The 26,048-nt window shown below is 64.8% G+C and carries 20 protein-coding genes; 9 read left to right on the plus strand and 11 right to left on the minus strand.

Annotation, left to right across the window (positions count from 1 at the left end):
- Nucleotide 1: 1 nt before the first annotated feature.
- Genes BGP00_RS09765 through BGP00_RS09775 form a run of 3 tightly spaced genes read right to left on the minus strand, consistent with a single transcriptional unit; the run spans nucleotide 2 to nucleotide 2,790 of the window.
- The gene (locus BGP00_RS09765; protein WP_292690748.1) at nucleotides 2-1,270 is read right to left on the minus strand and encodes a TolC family protein; all 1,269 of its coding nucleotides are present in this window, start codon (nucleotides 1,268-1,270) and stop codon (nucleotides 2-4) included.
- A 12-nt stretch (nucleotides 1,271-1,282) separates the two neighbouring features.
- Complete coding sequence (locus tag BGP00_RS09770) at nucleotides 1,283-1,486, minus strand: DUF2892 domain-containing protein (protein WP_168601784.1); 204 nt, start codon at nucleotides 1,484-1,486, stop codon at nucleotides 1,283-1,285.
- Nucleotides 1,483-2,790: an FAD/NAD(P)-binding oxidoreductase gene (locus BGP00_RS09775; protein WP_292690751.1), complete on the minus strand. Its 1,308-nt coding sequence runs from the start codon at nucleotides 2,788-2,790 to the stop codon at nucleotides 1,483-1,485. The genes BGP00_RS09770 and BGP00_RS09775 overlap by 4 nt, the downstream gene beginning before the upstream one ends.
- Nucleotides 2,791-2,977: 187 nt before the next feature.
- Between BGP00_RS09775 and BGP00_RS09780 the strand changes: the two genes are divergently transcribed.
- From BGP00_RS09780 to BGP00_RS09815, 8 genes are all read left to right on the plus strand, one after another.
- On the plus strand, nucleotides 2,978-3,316 hold the full coding sequence (locus BGP00_RS09780; protein WP_292690752.1) for a rhodanese-like domain-containing protein: 339 nt from the start codon (nucleotides 2,978-2,980) through the stop codon (nucleotides 3,314-3,316).
- Nucleotides 3,317-3,345: 29 nt separating this feature from the next.
- Nucleotides 3,346-4,353: an efflux RND transporter periplasmic adaptor subunit gene (locus tag BGP00_RS09785; protein WP_292690754.1), complete on the plus strand. Its 1,008-nt coding sequence runs from the start codon at nucleotides 3,346-3,348 to the stop codon at nucleotides 4,351-4,353.
- A complete protein-coding gene (locus tag BGP00_RS09790; protein ID WP_292690756.1) occupies nucleotides 4,350-7,550 on the plus strand; it encodes an efflux RND transporter permease subunit in 3,201 nt (1,066 codons plus the stop codon). Before BGP00_RS09785 ends, BGP00_RS09790 begins: the two co-directional genes overlap by 4 nt.
- Nucleotides 7,547-7,879: a metalloregulator ArsR/SmtB family transcription factor gene (locus tag BGP00_RS09795; RefSeq protein WP_168601779.1), complete on the plus strand. Its 333-nt coding sequence runs from the start codon at nucleotides 7,547-7,549 to the stop codon at nucleotides 7,877-7,879. The genes BGP00_RS09790 and BGP00_RS09795 overlap by 4 nt, the downstream gene beginning before the upstream one ends.
- 69 nt (nucleotides 7,880-7,948) lie before the next feature.
- Complete coding sequence (locus BGP00_RS09800) at nucleotides 7,949-8,287, plus strand: hypothetical protein (RefSeq protein ID WP_292690758.1); 339 nt, start codon at nucleotides 7,949-7,951, stop codon at nucleotides 8,285-8,287.
- A gap of 1 nt (nucleotide 8,288) precedes the next feature.
- Nucleotides 8,289-9,611, plus strand: a complete 1,323-nt coding sequence (locus BGP00_RS09805; RefSeq protein ID WP_292690760.1) for an Hsp70 family protein — start codon at nucleotides 8,289-8,291, stop codon at nucleotides 9,609-9,611.
- Nucleotides 9,612-9,681: 70 nt separating this feature from the next.
- Nucleotides 9,682-10,323, plus strand: coding sequence for a 5,6-dimethylbenzimidazole synthase (gene bluB, locus BGP00_RS09810; RefSeq protein ID WP_292690762.1), 642 nt, complete (start codon nucleotides 9,682-9,684; stop codon nucleotides 10,321-10,323).
- Between the two features lie 81 nt (nucleotides 10,324-10,404).
- Nucleotides 10,405-11,658, plus strand: coding sequence for a beta-propeller fold lactonase family protein (locus BGP00_RS09815; RefSeq protein ID WP_292690764.1), 1,254 nt, complete (start codon nucleotides 10,405-10,407; stop codon nucleotides 11,656-11,658).
- Nucleotides 11,659-11,666: 8 nt separating this feature from the next.
- Here the strand turns inward: BGP00_RS09815 and BGP00_RS09820 are convergent, their stop codons facing one another.
- The gene (locus tag BGP00_RS09820) at nucleotides 11,667-12,578 is read right to left on the minus strand and encodes a LysR family transcriptional regulator (RefSeq protein WP_292690765.1); all 912 of its coding nucleotides are present in this window, start codon (nucleotides 12,576-12,578) and stop codon (nucleotides 11,667-11,669) included.
- A gap of 229 nt (nucleotides 12,579-12,807) precedes the next feature.
- On the opposite strand from BGP00_RS09820, the gene BGP00_RS09825 reads away from it, so the two are divergent.
- Nucleotides 12,808-13,923, plus strand: a complete 1,116-nt coding sequence (locus BGP00_RS09825) for an NADH:flavin oxidoreductase/NADH oxidase (protein WP_292690767.1) — start codon at nucleotides 12,808-12,810, stop codon at nucleotides 13,921-13,923.
- A gap of 49 nt (nucleotides 13,924-13,972) precedes the next feature.
- On the opposite strand, the gene BGP00_RS09830 is transcribed toward BGP00_RS09825, so the two are convergent.
- The 7 genes from BGP00_RS09830 to BGP00_RS09860 all read right to left on the minus strand — a co-directional run bounded on the left by BGP00_RS09830 (nucleotide 13,973) and on the right by BGP00_RS09860 (nucleotide 26,003).
- Nucleotides 13,973-16,504, minus strand: a complete 2,532-nt coding sequence (locus BGP00_RS09830) for a glycoside hydrolase family 3 N-terminal domain-containing protein (protein WP_292690769.1) — start codon at nucleotides 16,502-16,504, stop codon at nucleotides 13,973-13,975.
- A gap of 111 nt (nucleotides 16,505-16,615) precedes the next feature.
- On the minus strand, nucleotides 16,616-18,619 hold the full coding sequence (locus tag BGP00_RS09835) for a glycoside hydrolase domain-containing protein (RefSeq protein ID WP_292690771.1): 2,004 nt from the start codon (nucleotides 18,617-18,619) through the stop codon (nucleotides 16,616-16,618).
- A 32-nt stretch (nucleotides 18,620-18,651) separates the two neighbouring features.
- Nucleotides 18,652-19,926, minus strand: coding sequence for a YdcF family protein (locus BGP00_RS09840; protein WP_292690773.1), 1,275 nt, complete (start codon nucleotides 19,924-19,926; stop codon nucleotides 18,652-18,654).
- A gap of 88 nt (nucleotides 19,927-20,014) precedes the next feature.
- On the minus strand, nucleotides 20,015-22,501 hold the full coding sequence (locus BGP00_RS09845; protein WP_292690775.1) for a TonB-dependent receptor: 2,487 nt from the start codon (nucleotides 22,499-22,501) through the stop codon (nucleotides 20,015-20,017).
- A 371-nt stretch (nucleotides 22,502-22,872) separates the two neighbouring features.
- Nucleotides 22,873-23,253 carry a cytochrome c gene (locus BGP00_RS09850; protein WP_292690776.1) on the minus strand — a complete coding sequence of 127 codons (381 nt, stop codon included), beginning with the start codon at nucleotides 23,251-23,253 and terminating at the stop codon, nucleotides 22,873-22,875.
- Nucleotides 23,250-24,497: a molybdopterin-dependent oxidoreductase gene (locus tag BGP00_RS09855; RefSeq protein ID WP_310014022.1), complete on the minus strand. Its 1,248-nt coding sequence runs from the start codon at nucleotides 24,495-24,497 to the stop codon at nucleotides 23,250-23,252. Before BGP00_RS09855 ends, BGP00_RS09850 begins: the two co-directional genes overlap by 4 nt.
- 15 nt (nucleotides 24,498-24,512) lie before the next feature.
- Entirely contained in the window at nucleotides 24,513-26,003 is a 1,491-nt protein-coding gene (locus BGP00_RS09860) for a glycerol kinase (protein WP_292690778.1), read from the minus strand.
- Nucleotides 26,004-26,048 lie beyond the last annotated feature (45 nt).

Below are 26,048 nucleotides of genomic sequence, written 5' to 3' on the forward strand. Positions count from 1 at the left end.
TTTACGGCGCCAGCGCGCCAGCCAGTGCGTTAAGCTGCCATGCCGCGAGCAGACGTTGCCCCTCGGCTTCAATCCTTCCGGCATCGGCGGCGGTCGCCTCGCGCTCGGCATCCAGCACGGCCAGCGTGGGTTTCGCGCCAACCTTGGCCTCCAGTTGCACACTGCGCAGCGCCTCGGCGGCGGCGGTGGCGCGCAGCGTACTGGCATCGACCATGCGCTGGGCGGTTTTCAGGCCGGTCCATGCCGAAATGATGGCGGTATCGATCTGTTCGCGAGCCTCGCGGGCGCGGGCCTCGCTGGCGTCCAGCCCGGCATCGGCCTCGTGGATCTTGGCAGCCGTGCGCCCGCCCGCCCAAAGGGTCCAACGGCCCCGAACGCCCACCGCCATCGCATCGGCGCGGTAATCGGGAAAGAACTGGTCGCGGGTGCGCGTGGCCTCGGCAAAGGCGCCGATGGTGGGCAGGCTTTCGGCCCGCGCGCCGCGCACACCGGCCCGCGCGATGTCGATGCCCTTTTCCGCCTGCGCCAGGGCCGGATTGGCGCGGTGCGCGCTCTCCATGGCCTCGTCCAGCGTGGGCGGCGTGGCGGGCAGGGGCGGGAGAGGGGCCAGATCGCCCGCCTCATGCCCGGTGGCGCGCGCATATTGCGCCTCGGCGGTGATGCGGCGGCCCTGTGTGGCGGCAAGGCCCGCCTCGCCCTCGGCCCGGCGCGCGGTGGCGGCGGCAAGGTCGGAGGCCGGGATCTCGCCCGCCCGAAAACGCAATTTGGCCTGCCGTTCAACCTCGGCCAGCTCGGCCGACAATTGCTGAAACCGCGCCTCGATCCGGCGGGCCGTGAGCACTTCGGCATAGGCGGCCACCGCGCCCACCACCACGCGCGAACGCGCATCGGCCAGAGCCAGATCGGCCACGGCCTTGCCGCCCTTCGCCTGATCGATGGCGGCGGCCACACGGCCCCCGGCGTAAAGCGGCATTTCCGCCCCCGCCCGCAGCGCCAGAGGCGTCACATTGCGCGCGGTAAAGCCGAAGAAACCGCCATTGTCGATGCGTCCGGCGCCAATCTGTCCTTCGACACTGAGCATCGGGTTGCCCTGCGCCCGCGCCCCGTCCAGCCGCGCCTTGGCCTCGGCCTGCCCCGCCTGCGCCTCGGCCAGAGCGGGGGCATGGGCCAGGGCATCAGCGATGGCCGCGTTCAGATCATTGGCCTGCGCCGCATTGGCCCATGCCGGAGCCGCCGCCAGCAGCGGCAGCAGTATGAGTAAGCGGCGCATGCCCGATCCCTCTTACTTGAACGTCGTGCCCGGCTTGACGCCCATGGCCCGGAACAGGACTGCGGCCGGGCAAAATCCGGTCACGCTGGCCTGAAGCATATTGGCCCCGGCAAACATGGTCAGGTAAATCCATGCCGGATGGATGAAATGGGCGGCCAGCGCGCTGGCCAGAACGACCGTGCCGGCAAAACGCATCACAGCAGTATCAAGTGTCATCGCACGCTCTCCTTGGTTGTTTCTTTTAATTTGCTGATCCCCAGCACGTTGAGCGCGAGCTTTTCATAAAGCGGCTCGCTGGTGCCGGAGCGGACTTTGTGGAGAAAGTACTTCTCAAAGCCGACCTTGGCCAGATGGACCCATTTGCCATGCGAGGACCAGTTGACATTGCGCGGCGGGATCTGGGGCTGGGCGACAAAGGCCACGCCGCCGTCGCCGAAATCGGCCAGACAGACCGCGTTCCAGCTTGGCACCTCGTCCGGTTCGCGCCCATCCAGTTCGGACGCGATATTATGGGCCACCGCCGTCACCATGCTTTCAATCATAAAGCCGGTCTTGGGCACGCCCACCGGCACCGGGGTCGGCCCGATCGGCGGGATCGCCACGCAGACGCCCAGCGAATAGATGTTCTTGAAGGTCGGGTTGCGCTGATGCCGGTCGGCCAGAATGAAGCCGCGCGGATTGGTCAGACCCTCTATGCCATGGACCGCCTCGACGCCCCGAAACGCGGGCAGCAGCATCGAATAGCCAAAGGGCAGGTCATGCGCCTTTTTGACCGCGCCGTCCTCGCCCACTTCCTCGACATGCATCATGCCCGGTTCGATGCTGGCGACGCGCGCATTGGTGATCCATTTGATGTGCCGCTCGCGCATCTCGCTTTCCAGCAGGCCCTTCGTGTCGCCCACGCCGTCAAGGCCGAGGTGGCCGATATAGGGCTCGCTGGTGACAAAGGTCATCGGCACGCGGTCGCGGATCTTGCGGCGGCGCAGTTCGGTGTCGAGGATCAGCGCGAATTCATAGGCCGGGCCGAAACAGGATGCCCCCTGCGCCGCGCCCACAACGATGGGCTTGGGATCGGCGCAAAAGGCGTCGAAAGCGTCGGCGGCATGGGCCGCATGATCGGTCCGGCATACCGAAACGGTATAGCCTTGCGGCCCGAAACCCGGAATTTCGTCAAAGGCCAGTTCCGGCCCGGTGGCGATCACCAGCCAGTCATAGGTGATGCTGGTGCCGTCGCGCAGGTCGATGCGCTGATCCTGCGGATGGACGCGCAGCGCGCCCACGCTGGTAAAGCCAATGCCCTTTTTCGCCATCACCGGCGCCAGCGGCACCCGGATCGCCTCAGGCTCGCGCCAGCGCACCGCCACCCATGGGTTGGACGGCACGAACCAGTAGTCCTCGCTGTCGGAAACTACGGTGACTTCGGCGCGTCCCTTGGTCGCGTCGCGGATTTCATAGGCGGCGATCGTGCCACCGAGGCCCGCGCCCAGCACGACGATTCGCGGCAGGGAATTTCCGGGCATGGCGTTTCCGGGCAAGGACATGGTTTGGCTCTCCCAATGCGATACGGACCCAGTGATCTGCGGATGGTTCGGGCGGCTCCTGCATGGCGTCGCTTCCAATCCTGCTTGACTAATATTATATTTGCAGCATATAAGCAAGGCATGTTTTTAACGGGCCATCCCGCCCGAGGCATAAGGATGCAATGTCATGATCTTCGGCTTTGGAAATTCGGCCCGGCACCGCGAAATCAACGCTCATGAGCTGGCCAACATGCTGGCCGCGAATCAGGCGATGGTGGTCGATGTGCGCGAACCGGACGAATTTGCGGGCGGGCATATCCCCGGCTCGATCAACATGCCGCTCTCCGCTTTCCAGCCCAGCCGCCTGCCTGCGGTCGAGGGGCGGCAACTGGTGCTGACCTGTCTGGGCGGCAAGCGTTCGGGCATGGCGCTGGACAAATGCGCCGCCGCGCAGGCCAGCGTCGACACCCATCTGGCGGGCGGCTTTGGCGCCTGGGCCAAGGCCGGCCTGCCGATCGAGCGCTGAAGACAACCAACGAGCAAGGGAGAGGGCGGATGCGTGGATGGCTGGCAATGGCATTGCCGATGGCGGCGGCTCTGGCAGGATGCGGCGGTTCGGATCAGGCGGCGCCCGAGGCGGCCAAGGCTCCGGCCGGGCCGCGCATGACGGTGAAGGCCGCCGATGCGCCCGACTGGCAAAGCGTCTCGGCCGAGGTGACCAGTCAGGATCAGGCGCAGGTGCTGGCGCGCATTCCCGGCGTCCTCTCCACCCTTTCGGTGCGGGCGGGCGACAGCGTGCATAAAGGACAGGTGATCGGCCGCATCACCGACAATCAGCTCTCCTATCAATCCGCCGCCTATGGCGCACAGGCCGCCGCCGCGCAGGCGCAGGCCGTGCAGGCGCGCGCGGAACTGGAAAGGGTGCAGTTTCTGGCCGCCAATGGCGTCTATGCCAAGGCACGGCTGGAACAGGCCGAGGCGGGCGCACAGGCCGCCAGCGCTCAGACCCAGGCCGCCCGCGCCCAGCAGGCCAGCATCCGCGCGATGGCGGGCAATGGCGCCGTGATCGCACCCGCCAATGGCCGCGTGCTGCGCGCCGATGTGCCTGCGGGCGCGCCGGTCGCGCCGGGCATGGTGGTGGCGGTGGTCACGTCCGGCCCGGTTGTCCTGCGACTGGACATGCCCGAGGCGCTGGCGGCCAAGATCCGCCCCGGCGCCAAGGTGCGCGCCGATGGCATGAACGGCACCGTCACGCGCATTTATCCGGCGGTGCAGGCGGGGCAGGTCAGCGCCGATGTGGCGATGCAGGGCCTTGACGCCGCACTGATAGGGCGGCGCGTGGCCGCCCAGGTGGAAGCGGGAACCCATCGCGCGATCATCGTGCCGCGCAGCTTCATTTCCACACGCTACGGGCTGGATTACGCCACCGTGATCGGCGCCAAAGGCGCGCCATCGCAGGTGCCGGTGCAGATCGCGCCCGCCGCCAACGGCATGGTGGAAATTCTATCCGGCGTCCGGGATGGCGATGTGCTGGCCGGCGTCGATCAGGGAGCGGGGCGATGAATCCGGGCCTTTCGGGTCGCATCACGCGGGCCACCATCGCCTCGCCCCTGACCCCGCTGTTCCTGCTGGCCGCAATCCTTGTCGGTCTGATCGCCACGGTGACGATCCCGCGTGAGGAAGAGCCGCAGATCAAGGTGCCGATGGTCGATATTCGAGTCGCCGCGCCGGGGCTCTCGGCGGCGGACGGGGTGGAACTGGCGGGCAAGCCGCTGGAGCAGATCGTCAAGAGCATCGACGGCGTCGAGCATGTCTACACGCAGGCCGAGGATCACGGCGTGATGGTCACGGCCCGCTTCGCCGTGGGGCAGGACCCCGAGGCGGCGGCCACCCGTGTGGATGAAAAGATCAAGGCGAATATCGACAAGATCCCGGCAGGCGTGTTGCCGCCGCAGATCACGGTGCGCGGTATTTCGGACGTACCGATCCTTGTGCTGACCCTGACGCCCAAAGGCGCGGGATGGGATGAGCGCAGCCTCTATACGCTGGCGACCAAGCTGCGGACCGAAGTGGCCAAGGTGGACGATGTCGGCCTGACCTTCATCACCGGGGGGCAGCGTGAGGCGATCCGCGTGATTCCCGATCCGGCGAGGCTCTCGGCGGCGCATGTGCCTTTGTCCTCGGTCATGGAGGCGGTGCGGCAGGGCGGGCGGTCGTTCCCGGCAGGCAATGTGCGCGAGGATGGGGCTGCGCTGGCCGTCACCGCCGGCGCGCCTCTGACCAGCGCCGATGAGCTGCGCCGGTTGACGGTCCGTTCGGCGGGCGGTGCGCCGGTGCTGCTGGGCGATGTCGCGCGGGTCGAGCAGGGAGCGGCGCAGGATCAGGCGCATGGCTGGCGCTGGGCGCGCGAGGGTGCGGACTGGTCGATGGCGCCTGCGGTTTCGATCGCCATTGCCAAGCGCAACGGCGCCAATGCGGTCAATGTCTCGCAGGCCGTGGTCGCGCGGGTCGAGGCGCTGAAAGGCGGGCTGATCCCGGCGGGCGTAAGCGTCCATGTCACCCGCAACTATGGCGAGAGCGCGGATGAAAAGGCCAATGAGCTGATTTTCCATCTGGCGCTGGCCACGGTGTCCATCGTTATCCTGATCGGCTTTGCCATTGGCTGGCGTGAGGCAGGGGTGACGGCGATTGTCATTCCCACCACGATCATGCTGACCATGTTTGCCTCGCGCATCATGGGTTTTTCGATCAACCGGGTTTCACTCTTCGCACTGATCTTTTCCATCGGCATTCTGGTCGATGACGCGATTGTGATGATCGAGAATATCGCGCGCCATTGGGGGATGGACGATGGCCGGTCGCGCCAACAGGCCGCCATTGACGCCGTGGCCGAGGTGGGCAATCCCACGATCATCGCCACGCTGACGGTGGTGGCCGCGCTGTTGCCGATGCTGTTCGTTTCGGGGCTGATGGGGCCTTATATGGCGCCCATTCCGATCAATGCCAGCGCGGCGATGGTGTTCTCCTTCTTTGTCGCCGTGGTGATCGCGCCATGGCTGATGATCCGCTTTGCGCGCGGGGCGCTGGCCCACGGACATGAGCACGAGAGCGGCGGCCGTCTGGGGGCGATCTATGCCCGCTATGCCACGCGCGTCATCGCCACACGGGGCAGCGCCAAGCGCTTTCTGTGGGGTGTCGGCGTGGCCACGCTGGTGGCCTGCTCGATGTTCTATTTCAAGGCGGTGACGGTCAAGCTGCTGCCCTTTGACAATAAGAGCGAGGTGCAGATGGTCCTCGACCTGCCCGAAGGCACATCGCTGGAAGCCACCGGGCGCATCGCCGAACAGGCCGCCGCCGTCGCCCGCCAGATCCCCGAGGTTTCCGCCATGGAAGTCTATGCCGGGACAGCCGCGCCTTTCAATTTCAACGGATTGGTGCGCCATTATTTCCTGCGCGCGCGGCCCGAAATGGGCGATGTGATGGTCACTCTGGCCCCCAAGGGCGAGCGCAGCCGGTCGAGCCATGCCATTGCCGTGGACCTGCGCGAGCGGCTGCGCGCGGTGGCCCTGCCCAGGGGCGGCGTCATCAAGGTGGTCGAAACGCCGCCCGGACCGCCGGTGCTGGCTACCTTGCTGGCCGAGGTTTACGGGCCGGATGAAGCCACGCGGCAAAAGACAGCGATGGTGCTGGAACAGATCTTCCGCTCGGTGCCCTTCATCGTCGATACGGACAACAGCTTTGGCGAGGCGCGGCCCACCTTGCGGCTGGTGCCCGACCGCGACCGGATCGACCATTACGGGGTGTCCAGCGGTCAGGTGCTGGATTCCATCGGCGCGCTGATGGGCGGACAGACATTGGCCTATGTGCCGCGCGGGGCGGACCGCGATCCCTTGCCGGTGGAAATCGGGCTGGATCAGGCCCAGCGCCAATGGTCTGGCATGCTGGCGGCAACGCCGGTGGCCGCAACGCCATCGGGACAATTGCTCAGCCTTGGCGAGGTGGTCGATGCGCGGCGCGAAACCGGCGGGCAGGCGATCTTCCGCCGCGATGGCCGGGGCGCGACGATGGTGATGGCCGATCTGGCGGGACGCTATGAAGCGCCGATCTATGGCCTGCTCGCGGTGGACCGGGCGGTGGAGGCTTATGACTGGGCCGGGCACGGCATGGCCAAACCCGCCATCCTGATGCATGGCCAGCCCGAGGATGAAAGCCGCCCCTCGATCCTGTGGGACGGCGAATGGGAGATCACCTGGGTGACGTTCCGCGATATGGGCGGAGCCTTTATGGTGGCGCTGCTGGCGATCTATGTGCTGGTGGTGGGTCAGTTCGGCAGCTTCAAACTGCCGCTGGTGATCCTTACGCCCGTGCCGCTGACGCTGATCGGGATCGTGGCGGGGCACATGCTGTTTGGCGCGCCCTTTACGGCCACCTCGATGATCGGCTTTATCGCGCTGGCCGGGATCATCGTGCGCAATTCGATCCTGCTGGTCGATTTCATCCGCCATACCGCCACGCCCGGCAAGAGCCTGCGCCAGGTGCTTATCGAGGCCGGGCGCATCCGCGTCAAACCCATCGCGCTGACGGCGGCCGCGGCGATGATCGGGGCCAGCGTGATCCTGACCGATCCGATCTTTCAGGGGCTGGCGATCTCGCTGCTGTTTGGTCTGGCATCCTCGACACTGCTGACGCTGCTGGTGATCCCGGCGATCTATGTGGTCTTGCGCGATGATGGCGTCTCTCTTTCCGAGGAGACGGTATGAAACCATCGGACCTTTCGGAACTTAAACTCCATGCCGCGCATATGGCCGGGCGTCTCAAGGTGATGAGCCATCCTGAACGCCTGCTCATGCTGTGCCGGATGGATGAGGGCGAGGTGAGCGTCAACGAACTGGTGGCGATCACCGGCCTGTCGCAATCGGGGGTGTCGCAGCATCTGGCCATGCTGCGCGCCGAGGATGTCGTTCATGTCCGCATCGAAGCGCAGACGCGCTGGTATCGGCTGAAGGACCCGGTGATCTCGGGCGTCATCCATGCGATGTGCGTGCTGTGCGAGGGCGGCGCGCTGGGTTCCTGTATGCCGCCCGGTTGATGTGCCGGTCGAGATGATTGCCTTGCCGGACCGGGCCGGTATAGGGGGGCAAACCAGTTGGAAGCAGACATGGCCCGCAAACATTCGAAACGTGACCCCTATGGCGATATACATCAGGAAGAGGAGGCCCCCGCTCCGGCCGTCCCTTGCTGGCTTTGCGGGCGGCCCACCGGATCGACGATAGTCTGGCACCATCCCGTGCCCAAGAGCCGGGGCGGGCGCGATGTCGTGCCCATGCACGGCATTTGCCAGCAGATGCTGATCACCAATTTCACCAATTCGGAATTGCAGCGCTACGGCATGGATGTCGAAGGCTTGCTGGCCAATCCGGCGGTGCGCAAATTCGTCGATTGGGTGGCCAACAAGGATCCCGATTTCACCGCAGCCATTGCGAAAAAGCCTCGCTGATATGGGCGTTGGCATGGGCGGGGCGCGCGCCATCGGGATCGATTTCGGCACCACCAATTCGGTCATCGCCCGCGCCTCGGATTGGGCCCATGCCGAAATGATCGAATATGCCGCCCCCGATGGCCCCACCTCGGTGTTCCGCTCGGCCCTGTGTTTCTGGCAGGACGAGGCGTTTCGCGGGGGGCTGGCGCATGAGGCGGGGCCTTGGGCGATTGCCGAATATCTCGATTTTCCCCAGGGCAGCCGGTTTCTCCAATCCTTCAAATCGGTGGCGGCCAGCGCTTCCTTCGAACATGCCAATCTGTTTGAAAAGCGGCTGAAGTTTGAGGAGCTGGGGCAGATTTTCCTGACCCATCTGATGCAGCATGGCGGCGATCCGATGAAGGATGGGCCCGAATGCGTCGTGGTGGGGCGGCCGGTGCGCTATGTGGGGTCGCGGCCCGATGTGGCGCTGGCGCGCAGGCGCTATGACGCGATGTTCGCCATGCTGGGGCGGCCGGTCCATTATGTCTATGAACCGCTGGGCGCGGCCTACAGCTTTGCCTCGCGGCTCAGCGATCCCGCAACCTTGCTGGTGGCCGATTTCGGCGGGGGCACCAGCGACTTTTCGCTTGTCCGGGTCGAGGCGCCGGGGGCCGCGAGGCGCTGCGTTCCGCTGGCTTCGGCGGGTATCGGCATTGCGGGCGACCGGTTCGACTATCGCATCATGGATCATCTGGTGCTGCCGCTGCTGGGCAAGGGCGGCACCTATCGTTCGTTTGACAAGGTGCTGGAGATCCCCGCCGGCCATTTCACCGATTTTGGCGACTGGTCGCGTCTGGCGCTGATGCGCAACCGGCGCACGCTGGAGCAATTGGCGCGGTTGAAGCGCAGCGCCAGTGATCCGGCCGCCATCGGGCGCATGATCACCATTGTCGAGCAGGAATTGGGCTATGCCCTCTATGAAGCGGTGGGCCAGCTCAAGCGGGCGCTTTCCACCCAGACCCATGCCAATTTCCGCTTTGCCGATGCGGATCTGACCATCGAGGCCGATGTTTCGCGCGCGGAATTCGAGGCGTGGATCGAGCCGGACCTGCAGCGGATCGGGGAGACGGTCGATACGGTGCTGGCGCGCGCGGGGCTGGGCGTGGATCAGGTCGATCATGTCTTCCTGACGGGCGGCTCCTCGCTGATCCCGGCGGTGCGGCGCTTGTTCGAACGCCGTTTTGGCGATGGGCGCCTTGCCAGCGGCAATGAGCTGACCTCGATCGCCCATGGTCTGGCTCTCATCGGCAATGCTCCCGATCTGCACGACTGGGTGGTGGGCGAAGAGGATCAGGACTGAGCGGGACATTATCCGCAAGACAGGGGCCGATCATCGACATATAGCTGATGCGAAAGGAGGGCTTTACCTCGTGACGCAGCCCCGGTTCGACGCCGATTTCGCGCAGAAATTCGACACGCTGCTGCGCTGGCGGCGCGATGTGCGCCATTTCGCGCCCGATCCTTTGGCCGAAGGGGATATGGCCGAATTGCTCGAACAGGCCGCGCTCTCGCCCTCGGTCGGCCATTCCCAGCCCTGGCGTTTCGTGCGCCTGCGCTCGCCGCAACTGCGCGACACGCTGGCCCACCATGTTGACGAGGAAAACCTGCGCGCGGCCCAGCGCTATGCGGGCGAGGCGCGCCATGACGACTATCTCGCGCTCAAGCTCCACGGCATCCGCGAGGCGCCTGAATTGCTCGCCGTGTTCTGTGATGAACAAGCCAGCGCGGGCCATGGGCTGGGCATTGCCACCATGCCCGAAATGCTGCGCTATTCCTGCGTCGGGGCAATCCAGACCTTGTGGCTGGCGGCGCGGATACGCGGGATCGGGCTGGGCTGGGTCTCCATCCTCGATCCCCATGCGGTGGGCGCGATGCTTGATGTGCCCGATCACTGGTCGCTGATCGCGCTTTTGTGCATCGGCTACCCGCTGGAGCCTTCCGAAACGCCCGAGTTGGAGCAGAAAGGCTGGCAGGCGCGCGAACCGCTGGCCGACCGCCTGTTTGAGCGGTAGTTCAGGAACAGACGCCTGCCCCTATCGACGCGTGCAAATAAAAATATCGGCCCGGACGCAAGGGCCACTTCGGGAAGAGACATGAACATCCAACGCCGCGATTTTTCCAAAGGGCTGGCTGCCGCCGCTCTGACCGGCAGGCCCGCCTTCGCGGCCACCCCGCGCCGGGCCAACACGCTCTACGCCGCAACGGGCAGCGTCATGGCATGGCGTAACCTCGACACGATGACCGGCGCCAGCGGCGAGGTCAGCGCGATCACCCTGCCTTCGCCGATCCAATATGCTTGGCCAGGCCCGGATGGGCGGTTTCTCTATGTCGCGACATCGGACGCGCCGGGCGGATCGGTGGGCGGCGGATCGATCCACCGACTGGTGGCATTGAAAATCGGGCGGGGCGGGGCGCTTTCGTTTCATGGCGAACCGGTGGTGCTGCGCCAGCGCCCGGTGCATATGAGCGTGGACCCCAGCGGCCGTTATGCGCTCTGCGCCTATAATGCGCCCGCCAATCTGTCGGTCCACATGATACGGCCCGATGGCGCGGTGGGCGAGATGATGGTGCAGGGTGAGACGCTCGACCTTGGCATTTATGCGCATCAGATCCGCATGATGCCGGGGGGCCGATCGGTGGTGCTGGTGACGCGGGGCAACGATGCCTCGGCCAAGAAGCCCGAAGACCCGGGCGCGCTTAAGGTGTTCGATTTCAACCGCGGCCATCTGCGCAACGCGCAAAGCATCGCTGTCGGGGGCCGGGGCGGGCTGGGCTATGGCCCGCGCCATGTCGATTTCCACCCGCATCTGCCGCTCGCCTATGTCGCCGTCGAGCGGCAGAACCAGTTGCATACCCATCGCATCCTGGGCGCGCATCTGGCGCCCGAGCCGGAACGTATCCTGTCGACCACCGACCAGCCGCCCCAGGATGCCAAGGGCGCCACAACCCTTGTCGGCGCGATCCATGTCCATCCGCGCGGCCATGCGCTCTATGTGTCCAACCGCGCCAGTTCGACGGTCGAGGTGGACGGGCGCAAGGTCTTTGCCGGGGGCGACAATTCCATTGCGGTCTTTGCGCTCCACCCGCGCACCGGCCTGCCCACGCTGGTCCAGCGTATTGATCCGCGCGGCTTTCATATCCGCAGCTTTGCCATTTCGCCCGACGGACGGATGCTGGCGGCGGCCAGCATGGTTGATATGCCGCTGCGCGAGGGCGGGATGACCCCGGCAGGTTTCAGCCTGTTCCGCATCCTGCCCGACGGCACATTGGTCTTCCTGCGCAAGATCGACACGCCGGTCGGTCAGGAAGCGCAATTTTGGACAGCGATCCTGCCTGTCCCGGCCTGAAACCGGGCCTATGCCTCGTGATGGTCGGTCCGTGCGCTGGCAATCAGGCTGGCGCGCAGCCATTGATGCGCCGGGTCGCGGTGGCTGCGTTCATGCCACACGGCCAGTTTGGTAAAGCCCGGCACCGCCAGCGGCAGCGGCCGCCGTATCAGTCCGGCCACGCCATCGAGCAGGCGCGTCGGCACTGTCGCCACCAGATCGGAACGCGCCAGAACCTGCACCAGCACGAGAAAGCAACTGGCCGAGAAACTGACGCGCCGCTCGCGCCCATTGGCGGCCAGCGCACGGTCCACCACGCCCATGAACGCCTCGCCGCGCAGGGACACCAGCCCATGATCTAGCGCGCAGAAATCATCGAGCGTGATGTCGCGTTCCGCCGCCGGATGCCCCTCGCGCAGGGCCAGCGAGTAAGTTTCCTCATAGAGCCGCACGGCATGGAGATCAGGCAGCGCAGCCTCGGGCGTGACCAGAGCCAGATCGACCTGCCCCTGTTCAAAGCCCGCCATCAGCCGCGCATCATCGAGGGAATGAATGGCGATGCGGATGCCCGGCGCCTCGCGCCGCAGCCCTTCCAGCCACGGCACCAGCACGGCCAGTTGCGCATAATCATTGGCCGCGATGGAGAAACTGGCCGTGCTGCTCGCCGGATCGAATTGCGGGCGGGTGAGCATGCATTCCACCTCGCTCATCATCCGCCGCAACGGCTGCGCCAATGCCAGCGCGCGCGGCGTGGGCACGATGCCATGGCTGGAGCGCACGAACAGCGGATCATCCAGCGCCACGCGCAGCCGCCCCAGCATCCCGCTCACCGCCGGCTGGGTCAGGCTGAGCCGATGGGCCGCGCGGGTGACGCTGCGTTCGACCAGCAACGCATCGAAAGCCTTGAGAAGATTGAAGTCGAGCTGTCTGATATCATTCATGCTGATGGGCCGTATTTCAAACCGCGATTTGCCTTATAAGGGCATAGGCCTCACATCGCGCCCTGTCCACTTCTGAACAGGGCAAACCCTTTCGAATGCAGAATTCCGTCTCTTGGCCTTCAGGCTATGCCACTGATTTTGAAGACAATTTCGCTGCAAACGCAATGATCCCCGCCGGGCAGATCCCCGCCCGCCAAAACCGCGATATCCCCGCATAAGGAACCCCTCCATGTCTGCACTTTTCACCTCCTTCAGCCTGAAGGATGTTACCCTGCGCAACCGCATCGCGGTGCCGCCCATGTGCCAATACAGCGCGAAAGACGGCTTCGTGTCTGATTGGCATCTTGCCCATTACACCGGCCTTGCGCGCGGCGGCGCGGGTCTGGTGATTGTCGAGGCCACCGGTGTTTCGCCCGATGGCCGCATCAGCCCCGATTGCCTTGGCCTGTGGAGCGACGATCACATCGCGGGCCTTGCCCGGATCGCCGCCGCCATCAAGGCCGCAGGCGCCGTGCCCGGCATCCAGATCGCCCATGCCGGGCGCAAGGCCAATGCCAACCGCCCATGGGATGGCGATGATCATATCGCGCCCGAAGATCCGCGCTATTGGGAAACCATCTCGCCCTCGGCCATCGCCTTTGGCGGGGTGCTGCCCCGCGTGCCGCGTGAAATGACGCAGGCCGATATTGCCCGTGTTCAGGGTGATTTCGCCGCCGCTGCCCGCCGCGCCCGCGCCGCCGGTTTCGAATGGCTCGAATTGCATTTCGCCCATGGCTATTTGGCGCAAAGCTTCTTCTCGCGCCATGCCAACCAACGCAAGGATGCCTATGGCGGCGATGCGGCGGGGCGGGGACGCTTCATGCTGGAAACGTTGGCGGCGGTGCGGGCCGTCTGGCCGGAAAACCTGCCGCTGACGGCGCGTTTCGGCGTGGTGGAATATGACGGCCATGACGAGGAAACGCTGGCGCAGGCCATCGACCTGTCGGCAAAAATGCGCGATGGCGGTCTGGATTTCCTTAATGTTTCCATGGGCTTTTCTACGATCGAGGCCAAGGTTCCATGGGGCCCGGCCTTCTTTGTCCCCGTGGTCGAGCAGGTACGTTCCGCCTTGGCCATGCCGGTGGGTTCGGCATGGTGCATCGATGCGCCCCATGATGCCGAACGGGCCGTGGCCAAGGGGCAGATGGATGTGGTGATGATGGGCCGGGCGCTGCTGGCCAATCCGCACTATCCCTATGAACTAGCCATCGCACTGGGTGAGGAAAAACCTGCCTCGCTGCTGCCCGATCCCTATGGCTATTGGCTGCAACGCTATCGCGGCGCGGGCAAGGGCGCGGCGCAGTAAAAGGGAAGGGCAGGCGGCCAGCCATCAAGGCCGCCTGCCCCCTATCGCGTCAAGGCGCGATAATTCCTGCCTTTTTCAGATCGCCCGGCGCAGAGGACGCCCCGATCCATACCGTGAAGTCGCCCTTGGGGATGACCCAGCCATGGGCCTTTTCATCCCAGACGCCCATCGGATGGTGGCTGGCCGCCGGGTCGATGGTGATCGACACCTGCTTCGTCTCGCCCGGCGCCAGAGTGACACGCTGATAGCCGATCATGCGGCGCGGCGGTTGCTTCGCCCCCACCTTGTCGGCGCTGGCGGGCAGGCCCAGATAGACCTGAAGCACCTGCGCGCCATCGCGCTTGCCGGTGTTGGTGACGCTGGCCGTGGCCCGCCATGCGCCGCCTGTGCGGGTCAATTCCGGCTTGCCCACGGCAAAGCTGGTATAGGACAGGCCATGGCCGAAGGGGAAAGCAAGGCAGGTGTTGGCCCCGTTACTGACCGGACAGGCTCCGCCGATATTGGCGTCATACCAGCGATAGCCGATCGCCAATTGCTCGCTGTAGGTCACGGTCTGCAGCTTGCCATCGGCCGACATCGTACCGGGGAACTGCGTGGCATTGACGTGATCGAGGAAGCCCTTGCCGGTGAAAGGCAGGCTGACCGGCAATTTGCCCGAGGGATTGATCCGCCCGAACAGGACATCGGCCACGATATTGCCGTCCTCCTGCCCCGGGAACCAAGCCTCGACAATCGCAGGCCCCTTGGCCCCGACCAGCGAGGCGGGCAGGGCAACGCCCGCATTGTCTTTCAGCACCAGCACCGATTTGGCCGCGACCTTGGGATTGGCAACCAGCGCCTCGATCATCGCCACGGTGCCGCTGTTCTTCGCGCGGTTCTCGCCATCGCGGGTGGCGATCTTGTTCGAGCGGCCCGTATACCAGTCTAGGCTGCTGCCTGCGGCAGCCGAGGCGGCGAGTTGATGGCCCGTCTGGTCGGTGAAGGTGGCGCGGTCGGCGCCTTCCTCCGAAATCGTGCCCGCCATCATCACCACGGCATCGGCGGTGGCGGCTTCGGCCTGAACCTGCGCGAAAGTGGCGCTCTGGCCGTCGATGGTGGCCGAAGTGTTGGCGTCATCTACAAGGATCAGCCGGACCGAGGCCCCCGCATTGCCCAGATCCGCCAGCGCCGCGCGCAGGCCCGCCAGCGGGGTGACTGTATATTCGGGCACAACGTCCGAACTGCCCCCGCCCGCGCCCATCGGTTCGCCCACCACGGCGCCGCCTGCCACGGCCTGCTGGGCATAGACCTGACTGGCCTTGCCGATCAGCACCAGTTTGCGCAGATCCTTGCGCAGCGGCAGCGCGCCATTGTTTTGCAGCAGCACGGTGGCACGGCCGCCGATCTCGCGTGCCTTTTTGCCGCCTGCGGCAAAGTCAATCGGGCGACGCTCCAGCTTGCGGTCGAAAATGCCCAATTTGAAGGTCTGGGTATAGCGGCGCTCCAGCGCCTCATCGATCCGCGCCTGCGTCAATTCGCCCTTGTCCAGCGCCGCGCGGATCTTGGCGGGGGCCCAGTGCAGCGGCAGCGGCATTTCATGATCGGCGCCATTGAGCAGCGTGGCGACCGTGCTCTTCATCGCGAAAAAGTCGGATTGGACATAGCCGGTAAAGCCCCAATCCTTGCGCAGCACATCGTCGAGCATCGTGCGATTTTCGCAGGAGGACTGGCCGTTGACGTAATTATAGGCGCACATCACCGCCGCAACCTTGCCATCCTTGACCGCCATTTCGAAGGGCAACAGATACAGCTCGCGCAGGGCCTGTCTGTCCACTGTCTCCTGAATGGTCTGACGATTGGTTTCCTGCTCATTGGCGGCGAAATGCTTGACCATAGCGATCAACCCGCGCGACTGGATTGCCTTGGCTTCGGCCACGGCCATCGAGCCGCTCAAATAGGGGTCCTCGCCGAAATATTCCATGTTGCGGCCAAGGATCGGCAGGCGGGCAAGGTTGACGCCGGGCGCCTCAAACACATGCAGCCCCAGATCGAGCATTTCAGCAGCGATCACCTCGCCATACATGCCCGCCACGGCCGGATCGAAGGAGGCCGCCGCGCCAATGGCCGAAGGCAAGGCAGTTGCCTTGGCCGAGCTGGGATGTCCATAGGCGGCGGAAATATCCCCAAAACCGGGCATATGCAGCACGGTCTTGGCCACCTCGGGCGAGACGCAGTCGTTCTGACCCAAACCGACCGGGCCGTTGGTGACGCGGAAGGTGGGGATGTCCAGCGAGGCAATGCCGGTAACATGGCGCCCGCCGAGGCAGGCGGGCAGATCAGGCAAAATTTCGGGCTTGGCCCCGGTCAATTGCTGCAATTTCTGATCCAGCGTCATCGCCGAAATCAGCAGTTTCGCGCGCCGCCGCGCCACCGCTTCACGGGCTGCGTCATCTGGCGCGCTCTTCTGCTCGGCCACAATGGTTGCCGTCATCCAGGGGTTTGCGGTCTGCGCCTGCGCCGATTGTGCGCCCGATGCCCCCGCCGCTGCGATCACCATCAGCGCCGCGCCATAGGCCCATCGGCTGTTCCATTTCCGTGCCATGCCTGTCCACTCCCACTATGTTTTCTCTGTCGGGCGGAATCATTGGTAGGGCCAATTTCAACAAAAAGCCAGATCAATAATGAAAATTGGATATGGCATTCTCTCGGGCGGTCACAGCCCCCGCTCGCAATTCACATTCAACACACCGCCCTTGGCCAGATCGGCATGGGGCAGCACCGTCCCCAACGCCCGCGACAATTCACCCCTGCCGGTCCAGCGGGCCGTTGAATGCGCGCCCAATTCCCGCCGAATATCCGCCCAGCCGCCGACCACCCGCACTTGCATACGGTCAAAGGCCGGGCAGATCACCACATAATCCGGGCGCCCCGGCACCAGCGGATAGAGGCCCAGCGAGGCCCAGACATGCCAACTCGTCATGCCGCCCGCATCATCATCCATCCCATCGGCAAACCCCTGCGGCGCCAGAGCGAAGCTGAGCCCGCGCCATGGGGTGGGGCGCTTGCCTGCATTGGTGTAGGGGTGATTGACCGGCTGCGTGAGCAGGCGATGGACGAGCGTGTCGCTTTGCGTCCGATGCCCGCGCCAGGCGAAGAGAAAGGGCGTCTGAATGTCGGGCTGGTTGGTCATGTTGTAGAGATCGTCAGCAAAGAAACGCGCCAGTTCAGCGTCGAAACGCGCCGCCCCCAATTGCCCGACCAGCCAGGGCAGATCGAACACCGGCGCCCAGCGATATTGCCAGAGCGTCCCCTGATAGAGCCCCCGTGCCTTGACCACATCGGCATCCGCGCCAAGGTTCTGAAACACATCGAGCCACATCGCGCGATAGGCCAGCGCCTTTTCGCCATAGTGCTCAGCCATCGCGCCATCGCCCAGATCCTGTGCCAGTTGCCCGGTTGCCCAGTCATCATAGGCCGCCTCAATCTGTTCATCGGGCGTGGCGCGGGCGAGGGTGGTGCTTTCCGCCGCCATGCCGGTCAGCGCGGCTTTGGCGTCAAATGTGATCCCCTTGCGATAGAAATCGAGCAGCGCGACCCCGCTATGCTCGGTCCGCACGGTCAGGAAAGGCTCCTGCCGGGTGGCCCAGCGCTGTTTGCCCGCCTGATAGAGTTCAACCAGTGAGGCGGCAATATCCTGCGCCTGTTGCGGGTAGGACAGCGCGAGCAAGGGCATCAAGGTGCGGTAATTGTCCCACATCGCCCAACTGGCATAGCGCTGATGCCCGGTGGGCGCATGGCGGATCGCCCCGTCCGCGCCGCGATAGCGGCCATCGCTGTCGGCAATCGCCACCGGCGTTTGCAGCGCGCGAAACAGGGAAGTGGCAAACAGGGCTCGGCGCGGCGTTGGCCCGCTGGGCCGCCAATGGTCCAGCAAGGACTGCCAGCGCCGCCTGGTCTGCGCCTGCAGCATGGCAAAGCGGCGCGCGCCCAGCTCTATATCACGTACAAGGGCGGCGCCATCGCCATCGACCGAGGAGAGGCCCGTGCGCCATTCGATCACATCGCCCCGGCGCACATTCAGCTCCACAAAAGCGCGCCGGTCCGGGCCGATCTCTATCGGCATGGCCAATCGCCGCCCGTTGCGCCACAGGGCAGAGGCCGTGAACAGGCGATAACGCCCCGCATTGCACACCGTCCCCGCCACCAGTTCGGCGCGCAGATCCTGTGTTGTATTGGTCAGCCACGTCGCGCTGATCCGCTTGGCATAGGCATGGTCCGGATCGAGGCGCAGCCGCACCCGCCCGGCGCGCGGCAGGGTAAAGCGCGCAACACCGCCCCCGCGCGTCGCCACCAGATCGGCCACAATCCCGCCGCCATAGCGCAAATGGTAAAAGCCCGGCGCGGCGCGCTCGCTGGCTTTATCCATTCGCGCCAGTTCGGGTGCCCCGACATAATCCAGCCCGACCAACAGATCGCCACCCGCCCCTGCGCAGCCCACGCCCACCGCTCTGGTATGGGAAAATCCGCGCAAGGTTCGAGCGGCGTAATCATAGCCATTATGGTTGGCGGGCGCGGTGTCCGGCCCCAATTGCACCATGCCGAACGGAGCCACGGCGGCCGGGGTCAATTGCCCGTAATCCTCCAGCGTGCCCACGAAAGGATTGACCAGATCGACCAAGGGTTTCGGCTCCGCCGCCCGCAAGGGGGCTGCGGTCATAAGACACGCGACAAGGGCGAGGCGGAACCTGTTCATGGGTCCATCGGGTCCTGAGGATCGACATGAAAGGAATGGGCGTCCGGCACAAAGCGCAGCGAAAGAACATCCGGCCCCGCCGTCACGCGCCCCGGTTCATAGCCCAGTTCGGCGCGGTTGCGTGCGGCAAAGCCTTCGCCGCCGATATAGGCATGGGTCGCCGGATCTGTGACGAGCAGAGCCGGTTTGCCTTGCGCGAAAGGCGCGGCCAGCAGCAGGCGGGCGCAATTGCGCATGTTCGTCGTGGTGTGGCGGGCATGGGGCTCAATCACGATTTGCGCGGGCAAGACGCCATAGAGCGAGATCAGTTCCTGCCGCATCTCGACCGCTTCATTATAGGCGGTACGGTTGGGATGGACCCGCCCGCCCGACAGGATGATGACCGGCGCCGCGCCCTTGGCCAGTTGCGCAGCGGCAAGGCGCAGCCGCAAATGGCCCAGCACGCCGGTGTGCGAGACGGGATCTTCCGGTCCATGACCGAACACCAGCACCGCCGAATAGGGATAGGCGGTCTGCTTCGTCGCACGAAGGGCGGCGAAGGCGGGCGCATTAAGGCCTGAGGGAAGCGGCAGATATTCGATCGCATTGGCGCGCTCATTGGCCGCCAGCAGGCCCATCGCATAGCGCAACGCGGGATCAAAAACCGTATCATCCCCGCGCCCCTCGGCCAGAGTGACAGCGGCATGGGATTTGAGCAGGGCAGGGTAGGCAGCATCGCGTATATCGAAAATCATGCTGTCGATCACCGGAAAGCGCGGCTTTTCGTCCAGAGCATAAACAGCGATAATATGGTTCAGCCCGGCAGCCGCCTCGCGCCATGCCGCATCGAGCAGCGCGGCATCGCCCAATTCCGCATGGCGCGCATAAAGCCGCGAGGGGCGCATCCGCCCTCCGACGAGAGCCGTCAACCGCGCCCGGTCCGCGCCAATCCGGCCCAACGCCGCCGATACACGGTCACGATCCGTCTCGCTCCACAGCCATGCTTGCGCCAGACAGGCCGGTTGCGGCGTACATTCCCCGGCTGCTGTCACCCGCGCCGCGCGCTCGGCGGCCAGCGCCTGCATATCGGCATCGCGGCGCAAGGCTGCGCGCCACCCCGGCGCCTGCGCCAGATCATGCATCAGCGGCACGATGCGCCGCGCCAGAGGCTGGTCGGCCGCAGGCAGGACGACGGGCGCCACAGGGCTGCTCGCGGCCAGCGCGACATGCGGCGCCCACATCAGGGCAGCGCAAAGCAACACGAGGCAGCGCATCGGATTTTTACCCATCATATCCTTATCACTTCCACTTGGCCGGAAAGCCCCAAGGCCCCGCCGCGACCGGCGCGGCGAGGCCCGATGGGCGCCTTTCAGGCGAGGATTACCACGACAGGCCGACGATCAGGCGCACATTGCGCCCGAACAGCGGGCGACCGTAAATGGCATCGCTCGCGCCTTGCCCGGCCAACTGGTCGGTGCGGGGATTGCCCTCGGTCAGGCCCTTGGCATTGGTCAGATTGTCGCCGACCACCTGCACCCGCCATGCGCCCCAGTTGAGCGTGGCGCCCGCGCCGAAGGTTTCATAAGCGGGCAGAGCGGTCAGGTTGAACAGGTCGACATAGCGGCGGCCCACCCATTCATAGCGCCCGTAAAGCTCCAGATCGCCCTTGCCGAGTTTGAGGTTCACCGTGGGGCGGATGTTGCCAAAGAATTTGGGCTCGCGAATGATCTGCTTGCCGTTGACCGCGCTGGGATCGGCGCCCGCGCTGTTGGCCAGATTGCGATATTGCGGATCGGCCAGCGTCATCGAGCCATTGAGGGCAAACCACGAGACGGGCACGACGCGACCGTCCATTTCGATCCCCTTGGCCACAGCCTCGCCGATGAAGGGCACCGATTGATCGTTGCGGCCCGTGGTGGGATTATAGGCGACGAAAGAGGCGTTGAACGGGTTAAACTTGGTGTAAAAGCCTGTCACATAAAGGTAGTTCTGGCCGAAGCTGGCCTTTATGCCCAATTCGTACTGGCGCGCCTTGGTCTGGACGATGGTCGGGTTGATGCTGGCCACGACATTGGCCTGCGGCGGCACTTCCAGATTGGACACGCGGGCATAGGCGCCCAGATGGCGGGTAAAGTCATAATTGACGCCCACGGTCCAGTTGGTCGCCGAAGGGTTCAGCCGCTGGTTGACGGCGGTGGCGTTGAGCGCGCGCACCGCATTGTCGGCCAGCGTGGTGGGATCGCCCAAATCGGCGGCGGTCGTGTTGGTGGCAAAGCCGGTGTAGCCATACCATTCGCGCCGGATGCCCGCATCCACCCGCAGACCATCGGTGATGTCCCAGGTGTCATTGGCGTAAAGGGCGATCATGCGCGCATCGGCCTTGGCATTGGCCAGCGTAGTGCCATAGCGCAGCACACCATTTTGCGTAACATAGCCCAGCACCGCGCCGCCTGCCGAATAGGCGACCAGATCGAGCGTGCGCGGCTGACCGGCGACTTCGATCAGCATGTCCTGATAGACGGTGAAATTGGTGTTGCCGTAGAACGAGCTGTAGAGCCCGGCGCGCAGGTCATGGCTGCCCAGAGGGGTGTCGAATTTGCGCGTGACGCTCAGGTCGCCCTGAACCGAGTAGAATTTCGATTCCACCGCGCGATACTGGCCCGACATGACAAGGCCGGAGGCGGCGGCGGGGTTATAGACACTTTGGCCATTGGTGCCCGCAATCGCATAGCCCATGCGGGTGACCGCGCCAAAGGCGGTCTGCGCGGCGGTCAGATAGCTGTTGGCAAAGGTGGTGGCGTCGGCCGGGTTGGTGGTGGAGTAAAAGGCATCAAAGCTGCTCTTACCCTGCGTCGCGCCGAATTTGGCCGAGATCAGCCAGCCCCCGAAATCGCCCTGATAATCAAGCCCGGCATTGAAAAAGCGCATATGGCGGCCATTGGCCAGATCGCGCGTCAGGCTCTGCGTCTGGCCCACGCCATCGCGATATTTGATCACCACATTGCGCAGCGAGGGCGAGTTCATCGTGCCGCTGAAATAGTTGATATAGGGGTCAAGCGAGACGGCCGGATTGCGCGGATCGGCCACCGGAATCGGCAGATAGAACAGGTTATGGTCATTCACATACATGACCGAGGCCTTGATATAGCCATTGTCGAGGTCATGCTTGATATTGGCGCGGATCTGGCCGCCGCGATCGCTGGGAAAGCCGCTGTCGCGATAGCCGTCATGCTGGCGCAGAAAGCCGCCGATGGCGTAATAGGTCCGATCTCCCAGCGGGCCGGACTGCATCGCATCAAGGCGATAGAGGCCGGTGTCGCCCAGCGTGACCTGCGCCTTGCCTGCCGATTGCGCCTTGCCGGTGACGGTGATCGTGTTGGCGATGGCGGCGGCGGTGCTGGCATAGATCGGCGCGGGGCCGCCGCGCACGATTTCCACGCGCTCGCTCATCAGGTCATAGCGGTTCATGCCCTCGCCCGAGTTGAAGAACACGCCGTCAATTTCGTGATAGAGCGGCAGGCCATCCTGTTGAAAGATCAGATAGCCGCGATCAGTGGGAATGCCGCGCACGCGGGTGATGTTCTGAACCTCGCCGCCGGTGGCCTCGACATGGATACCGGGCACGGTGCCGAGCAGGTCGGCGAAATTCTTGGGCGCGATTTTGGCAATGTCGTTCTGGCCCAGCGAGTTGATCGCATAGGACACGTCAAAACGGCGTTCAGCGCGGGCGGCACCGGTCACGATGATATCGGTGGGCGCGTCCTGCGCCTGAGCGGGCGCAGCGGGTGCATCCTCGGCCCGCGCCTGTGTGGAAAGGCCCAGCATCAGCCCCATGGCAAGCATGGAAACCCGATCGGAAATACGCATCTGATATCGCCCCTTTTAATACGCCAATTTAATTAAATAAATGAGCGGCAGCCCCGTGCTGTTGCAGGGGGCGACTAGAGCGATTCCGGGAAACTTTGATGACAGCGGCCGAGAGGCGTTCCCCATGACGGATCAGGAGAAGGCAGTTAAAGATTGCGTTCTATCTACCTGTTATAAAGGTTATTTTATGCATTTCAGTGCAAGTAGAGAGATGGCCTCCCGCTCGGTTTATGACAGATTGCAGACCTGCAATTCCGGCCCGAAGCGGTGGACAATCCCCCGCAACGGCCGGTTTCCGCCCGCGTCAAACGCCGCTTATACAGAACCGTATAGACGCTCTGAGAATGGGTTTGCCCCCGGCCCGCCGCCTTCTATTTCGCGGCCGACGCCGACAGCGCCGTGAGATAACCGGTGATCGCACCAACCTGATCTTCCGCGATGGGCGCCTTATAGACATCGATCATCTTGCGCACTTCCTTGTGCCATTCTTCCGCCGAGAGGGGAGGCTGGGACAGCACCATCGAAGGCGAATGACAGGCACGGCAATTGGCATTGACCGCATCGGCCCCGGCACCCGCCGGATATTCCACGTCGAAATCCTGCGGCAGGCTCACCCGGACGTTGCGAAAGGCAAAGGGCGTTGCGGGTTTCGCGGCGGCTTTGCGCGGGGCTTGCCTGGCCGGTGTCGCCCCTACCGTGACAGACCAGACCGAGGCGGCCAGAGCCAGCCCCATCATCAGCTTGCCCTTCATGCCTTTTCTCCCGCCACCAGCGTCAGCGTCTCGACGCCCGCGCGCATGTAACCGCCCGGATTCCAATTCATCGCCAGAGGCTGGCTGACACCCTTGGTGTTGGTGCAGCGACAGGCCAGCGTGAAGCGCCCTGCGGGCATGGTGATGCGGTGAGTGAACCGACGCAGACTATATGGCCCCAGATCCTCGCCCAGTGCGGCGGTCTGCCATGTGGCACCGCCATCGGTGGAGATCTCGACCTTGGCCACGCCGCAATCGCCGCCCATCGCAATGCCCGAAATCGCCAACGGGGCACCCGCCTTCACCACCTGTCCCTCGGCCAGATTGGTAATGAGCGAGCGCGGCACCATCCGGCTGATCGGCTCCTTGGGAAAATCGGCGGTGCCGGGCGGAACATGGCCGAAAGGCGTCTTGGGCACCTGATAGGCCTTGGCCATCCAGAAATTGTCGTCCTTTTGCGGCAGGACTTCGATGTCGGAGAGCATCTTGACCCAATAGGTCGAATACCAGCCCGGCACGATCAGCCGCAAAGGATAGCCGTTGAGCAGCGGCAAAGGCTCGCCATTCATCGCATAGGCGATCATCACCTCGCCATCGCGCGCATGATCGATGGCCAGCGACTTGAGGAACTTTGGCCCCTCGCTCACCAACGCCTCGTCCAGCCCGCCGAAACGGACATCGACCGCACCCGCTTTCACGCCCGCCCGGTCCAGCACATCGCGCAGCCGCACCCCGGTCCAGCGCGCATTGCCCATCGCGCCATGGCCCCATTCAGCCCCCGCCACCGATGGCGAGAACAGCCCGCGCGAATTGCCCGAACATTGGTTGACGGCAACATATTCGATCCGTTCAAAACCATGCAGCAGATCGTCGAGCCGCAATTCCACCTTGCGTTCGACATGGCCCCGCACCGTCAGGCGAAAGGCCTTGGCATCCACGCTTTCGGGAATATTGGCCCAATGCCAGCGCACATAGAACTGGTCATTGGGGGTCAAAATATGCTGGTCAAACACCTGCATCGGCGTTTCCAGCAGGGGCGGGCGGACCCTTTGCAGGATCATCTCGCCCTTTTGCGGAAAGGCCTTGGTCAGCGGACGTTTGGACGGTTTGTCGGGCAGGTGCAGATCGACCATGTCCTGCGCCCCCGTTTGCGCCCAAAGCGGCTGAGTGACCATGCCAAGGCCGCTCATCGCCACACCGCTCAGCAGATTTCGGCGCGAAAGAGTCGGATTGAAAAGTGTCATCCCAAGAAGCGCTCCTTACGCGTGCTTCGCCAATTCGGTGGCCAACAGGTCATGCCATTGCGCCAGACGCGCGGCGCGCGCGCCTTCAGCCATGGCGGGGGTGAAGGTCTTGGCTCCCTTGCGCATAACCGCCGCTTCCTCCAGCCCGTCATAGAAACCGCATCCCACCCCGGCCAGCATCGCCGCGCCCAGCGCCGTTGTCTCGACGCCCGCCGGACGTTCGACACGCAGGTCGAGCATATCGGCCAGGTCCTGCGCAATCCAGTCATTAGCACTCATGCCGCCGTCAATGCGCAGATCATGCCACGGCGCGCCGTCGGCGGCAAAGGCGGTTTGCAGGTCATGCATCTGATGGGCAATGGTTTCGAGCGCCGCGCGCACGATATGCGCCCGGCCCGTGCTGTGCGACAGGCCCGCAATATGGCCGCGCACCTCGGCCCGCCAATGCGGCGCGCCAAGGCCCGACAGCGCGGGCAGGATGCAGACGCCGCCATTGTCCGCCACGCTGCGCGCCAGCGTCTCGGTCTCGGCGGCGGCCACCACCATGCACAATTGATCGCGCAGCCATTTGACCAAAGAGCCCGCGACAAACACCGAACCTTCGAGCGCATAGGTCCGCCGACCACCCATCTGCGCCAGAACCGTGCCCAGCAGGCGATGGCTTGAGCGCGGGATCACCGTGCCGGTGCTGGCCAGCACAAAGGCGCCGGTGCCCAGCGTCGCCTTGACCTGCCCAGCGCGCAGACATTGCTGGCCGATGGTGGCGGCCTGCTGATCCCCGGCAAGGCCGCAGATCGGGATGGGCGCGCCAAACAGATCGGGCGAGGTATGGCCAAACACACCCGCCGTATCGACAATCTCGGGCAGCGCCGAGCGGGCAAGCCCATGCAGCGCCAGCAGATCGTCATCCCAATCCGGCCCGTCCAGCGCCATCAGCATGGTCCGGCTCGCATTGCTGGCATCGGTGATATGCAGCCCACCGGTCAGTTTCCAGACCAGCCAGCTTTCCACCGTGCCAAAGGCCAGAGCATCGCCCGCCGCCGTCACGGCCGGCCAATGGTCGAGCATCCAGCGCATCTTGGTGGCCGAGAAATAGGGATCGAGCAGGAGGCCCGTCTTGTCGCGCACCATAGCCTCATGCCCCGCCGCGCGCAGGGCTTCGCAGATTTCGGCTGTCCGGCGGTCCTGCCAGACGATGGCGCGGCCCAGAGGCTGCCCGCTGCGCCGGTCCCAGGCCAGAACCGTTTCGCGCTGGTTGGTGATGCCGATGGCGGCAATGCGCGATGGCCCGCCCGCCTGTTCCACCATCATCCGCGCACAGGCGAGAGTCTGGGTCCAGATTTCACCGGCATCGTGTTCGATAAGGCCCGGCGCGGGATAATGCTGGGTCAGCTCGCGCTGGGCTACGCCGATAATCGTGCCGTCGGGCGCATAGAGAATGGCGCGGGTCGAGGTGGTCCCCTCATCCAGCACCAGCAGGAAATCGCTCGCATTCTCGCTGCGCATGGGTTTCTCTCTCCGCATGGAGGTGGGGGCGATCCATGCCGCCCC

Source organism: Novosphingobium sp. 63-713 (assembly GCF_001898925.1).
Classification (GTDB): domain Bacteria; phylum Pseudomonadota; class Alphaproteobacteria; order Sphingomonadales; family Sphingomonadaceae; genus Novosphingobium.

What these genes read in the sequence shown, in the direction of transcription:
- BGP00_RS09845 (WP_292690775.1), bottom strand. Translation starts at nt 22,501, where the DNA reads ATGCGTATTTCCGATCGGGTTTCCATGCTTGCCATGGGGCTGATGCTG.
- BGP00_RS09765 (WP_292690748.1), bottom strand. Translation starts at nt 1,270, where the DNA reads ATGCGCCGCTTACTCATACTGCTGCCGCTGCTGGCGGCGGCTCCGGCA.
- BGP00_RS09780 (WP_292690752.1), top strand. Translation starts at nt 2,978, where the DNA reads ATGATCTTCGGCTTTGGAAATTCGGCCCGGCACCGCGAAATCAACGCT.
- BGP00_RS09805 (WP_292690760.1), top strand. Translation starts at nt 8,289, where the DNA reads ATGGGCGTTGGCATGGGCGGGGCGCGCGCCATCGGGATCGATTTCGGC.
- BGP00_RS09825 (WP_292690767.1), top strand. Translation starts at nt 12,808, where the DNA reads ATGTCTGCACTTTTCACCTCCTTCAGCCTGAAGGATGTTACCCTGCGC.
- BGP00_RS09860 (WP_292690778.1), bottom strand. Translation starts at nt 26,003, where the DNA reads ATGCGCAGCGAGAATGCGAGCGATTTCCTGCTGGTGCTGGATGAGGGG.
- BGP00_RS09835 (WP_292690771.1), bottom strand. Translation starts at nt 18,619, where the DNA reads ATGACCGCAGCCCCCTTGCGGGCGGCGGAGCCGAAACCCTTGGTCGAT.
- BGP00_RS09770 (WP_168601784.1), bottom strand. Translation starts at nt 1,486, where the DNA reads ATGACACTTGATACTGCTGTGATGCGTTTTGCCGGCACGGTCGTTCTG.
- BGP00_RS09815 (WP_292690764.1), top strand. Translation starts at nt 10,405, where the DNA reads ATGAACATCCAACGCCGCGATTTTTCCAAAGGGCTGGCTGCCGCCGCT.
- BGP00_RS09790 (WP_292690756.1), top strand. Translation starts at nt 4,350, where the DNA reads ATGAATCCGGGCCTTTCGGGTCGCATCACGCGGGCCACCATCGCCTCG.
- BGP00_RS09795 (WP_168601779.1), top strand. Translation starts at nt 7,547, where the DNA reads ATGAAACCATCGGACCTTTCGGAACTTAAACTCCATGCCGCGCATATG.
- BGP00_RS09850 (WP_292690776.1), bottom strand. Translation starts at nt 23,253, where the DNA reads ATGAAGGGCAAGCTGATGATGGGGCTGGCTCTGGCCGCCTCGGTCTGG.
- BGP00_RS09830 (WP_292690769.1), bottom strand. Translation starts at nt 16,504, where the DNA reads ATGGCACGGAAATGGAACAGCCGATGGGCCTATGGCGCGGCGCTGATG.
- BGP00_RS09820 (WP_292690765.1), bottom strand. Translation starts at nt 12,578, where the DNA reads ATGAATGATATCAGACAGCTCGACTTCAATCTTCTCAAGGCTTTCGAT.
- BGP00_RS09800 (WP_292690758.1), top strand. Translation starts at nt 7,949, where the DNA reads ATGGCCCGCAAACATTCGAAACGTGACCCCTATGGCGATATACATCAG.
- BGP00_RS09840 (WP_292690773.1), bottom strand. Translation starts at nt 19,926, where the DNA reads ATGATGGGTAAAAATCCGATGCGCTGCCTCGTGTTGCTTTGCGCTGCC.
- BGP00_RS09775 (WP_292690751.1), bottom strand. Translation starts at nt 2,790, where the DNA reads ATGCCCGGAAATTCCCTGCCGCGAATCGTCGTGCTGGGCGCGGGCCTC.
- BGP00_RS09855 (WP_310014022.1), bottom strand. Translation starts at nt 24,497, where the DNA reads ATGACACTTTTCAATCCGACTCTTTCGCGCCGAAATCTGCTGAGCGGT.
- BGP00_RS09785 (WP_292690754.1), top strand. Translation starts at nt 3,346, where the DNA reads ATGCGTGGATGGCTGGCAATGGCATTGCCGATGGCGGCGGCTCTGGCA.